Here is a 2302-nt window from a genome sequence, read left to right on the forward strand (position 1 = left end):
TCCTCCTCCGCGCCAGCGTCGAGATACACATCAGGCTGTACGTTGGAGAGCATCAGCCGGCCCTTGTCGTCGACTTTCAGCGAGGCGAGCGTGCGGTCGCAATCCATGCCGCAGCGGATGCCACTCGCCTTGTCGCTCGGATCTTCCTTGTTGCACCAGCCGGCCGCCCAGTCGGGCTTCTTGGCGCCGCGCACGGTGGTGGTGAGGAAGCCGTTATAGGAAGTATCCTGGTTGGCGGGGGGTTCTTCGTTCGGCCGGCTGACCGGATCGTGGCCATAGAAAAAGAAAATGCGCGCCACTTTCTGGTGCGGATGCGCCTTGAGATGGGCGGCATCGTAGATACGGCCGAAGCAGACATCGGCACCGGTCGGGCTGAGCTCGGGAAGTTTGGGCGGCTGTTCGGCGCGCGCCGCGTCGGCAAAAGCGGCAAGGGCGGCGCAAAGCGCAACGCCCGCCATGGTCCTCCCCACAACGGCCTTCGATGCCATGCGATCCTCCTCCCACCGACAGGACTGCTTTATGGTAGTCTAGGAGACCCGCCTGGACCATGCAAAATCGCGCGAGCAGGCCGGCAAACGGAGGATAGGATGCTGCGCCGTGACATTTTTCGTGCCGGCCTTGCCGGCGCCGCGGGTCTTTTCGGCCTGAGCCGGGCCAACGCGGCAACGGCTGAGGAGAAGCTGAAGGTCGCTTATCACCTCAGCGACGCCGACAAGGTCAACTTCGTCCTCGGCAACATCAAGAACCACTATGAGGGCACCGGCGGCAATGTCGATATTGTCCTTGTGGTGCATGGTCCGGCACTGGCCGCCTTCAAATCCCAGGGCGCTTCCGGCGCTGTTTCCAGCCGCTTTGCCGGCCTCGTCCAGCAGGGGCTTGTCCCGCAGGCCTGCGGCAACACCCTGCGCGGCATGGACATCACGCTTGCCGACCTGCTGTCGGGCTTCCAGGTCGCAGAGAAAGGTGGCGTCGTTAAACTCGCCGAACTGCAGCATCAGGGCTATGTCTATCTCAGGCCCTGAATGCGGTCGCGCTTGAACGCCAACGCTTGAACGGAAGGCCGGTAATAGCCTACGAAATGTGCCAACCTGGAGGCCGACCGACATGACGACACTTGCCATCCCCGATCTTGCCGGCAAGGCGGTGCTGGTCACCGGCGCCTCGACCGGCATCGGTGCCGCCCTTGCCCGTGCTTACGCGGCGCAGAAATGCCGCGTCGCGCTGCATTACAATGCGAGCCGCGCACCCGCCGAAGCCGTGGCCGAAGCCATCCGCGATGACGGCGGCGAGGTGTTTCTGGTCCAGGGCGATTTTTCGATACCCGCCGACGTCGAGCGTGTGGTCGAGGAAAGCGCCCAGCATTTCGGCCGGCTCGACGGCCTGGTCAACAATGCCGGCGGCATGCTCGGCCGCATCGCCTATGCCGATCAGGACGAAGCGCATTACGACGCCGTGATGGATCTCAACGCCCGTTCTGTCCTGACCGCCTCGCGCAAGGCGATACCGTGGCTGAAGCGCCAGGGCGGCTTCATCATCAACACCACCTCGATCGCCGCGCGCAATGGCGCCGGCGGCGGCGCCGGCCTTTATGGTTCGTCGAAAGCCTTCGTTTCCAACGTGACGCGCGGCATGGCGAAGGAACTCATCGGCTTCGGCATCCGCGTCAACGCCGTGGCGCCAGGCACGATCCTGACGCCGTTCCACGAACGCTATTCGAGCGCTGAGCAGATCAAGGCGATGGTCGCGACCATTCCGCAGGGACGCGCCGGAACGGCCGAAGATTGCGTCGGCGCCTACCTGTTCCTGTCGTCCGATCTGTTGAGCGGCTACATCATCGGCCAGGTGATCGAGGTGAATGGCGGACAGTTGATGCCGTGAGCCGGCGATTGCATACTGATGCAGCGTGCAACCTGGAGGGAGATCAAGGCATGTACGGATTGATCGGCAAGATGCGGGCGGCGCGCGGCCAGCGCGATGCGGTCATGGACGTGCTGCGCGAAAGCACTGCCGCGCTCCCCGGCTGCCTGAGCTACATCATCGCCACCGATCCGGCCGACGCCGATGCCATCTGGGTCACCGAGGTGTGGACCGACCAGGCGAGCCACAAGGCCTCGCTGCAATTGCCGGAAGTCCAGGCCGCGATCGCCAGGGCGCGTCCCTTCATCGCCGGCTTCGAATTCCAGATCGAGACCCATCCGGTCGGCGGCTTTGGACTCCCTGCGCCGGAAAAGGCCGGCTGACCGCCTCGACACGGATTGTCCGCGAAAAGCGGGTTCGCATTTGTCTGCATCAGGTCTAAGAG

The 2302-nt window shown here is 64.0% G+C and carries 3 protein-coding genes and 1 pseudogene; 3 read left to right on the forward strand and 1 reads right to left on the reverse strand.

The window, feature by feature from the left end:
- Positions 1-488 (reverse strand): annotated as a pseudogene (locus EOA28_RS32825) (hypothetical protein); the annotation flags it as partial.
- Between the two features lie 99 nt (positions 489-587).
- On the opposite strand from EOA28_RS32825, the gene EOA28_RS32830 reads away from it, so the two are divergent.
- The 3 genes from EOA28_RS32830 (at position 588) to EOA28_RS32840 (ending at position 2240) form a co-directional block, all read left to right on the forward strand.
- Positions 588-1022, forward strand: coding sequence for a DsrE family protein (locus EOA28_RS32830; protein WP_127252870.1), 435 nt, complete (start codon positions 588-590; stop codon positions 1020-1022).
- A gap of 82 nt (positions 1023-1104) precedes the next feature.
- Entirely contained in the window at positions 1105-1878 is a 774-nt protein-coding gene (locus EOA28_RS32835; protein ID WP_126081602.1) for an SDR family oxidoreductase, read from the forward strand.
- Positions 1879-1928: 50 nt separating this feature from the next.
- Positions 1929-2240, forward strand: coding sequence for a putative quinol monooxygenase (locus EOA28_RS32840; RefSeq protein WP_095817233.1), 312 nt, complete (start codon positions 1929-1931; stop codon positions 2238-2240).
- Positions 2241-2302: the final 62 nt, after the last annotated feature.

The sequence above is a fragment of the Mesorhizobium sp. M2A.F.Ca.ET.067.02.1.1 genome, from assembly GCF_004023285.1.
Lineage (GTDB): Bacteria > Pseudomonadota > Alphaproteobacteria > Rhizobiales > Rhizobiaceae > Mesorhizobium.

Bases quoted from the DNA above. Each gene is read 5' to 3' on its own strand.
- EOA28_RS32835 (WP_126081602.1), top strand. From the start codon at position 1,105: ATGACGACACTTGCCATCCCCGATCTTGCCGGCAAGGCGGTGCTGGTC.
- EOA28_RS32830 (WP_127252870.1), top strand. From the start codon at position 588: ATGCTGCGCCGTGACATTTTTCGTGCCGGCCTTGCCGGCGCCGCGGGT.
- EOA28_RS32840 (WP_095817233.1), top strand. From the start codon at position 1,929: ATGTACGGATTGATCGGCAAGATGCGGGCGGCGCGCGGCCAGCGCGAT.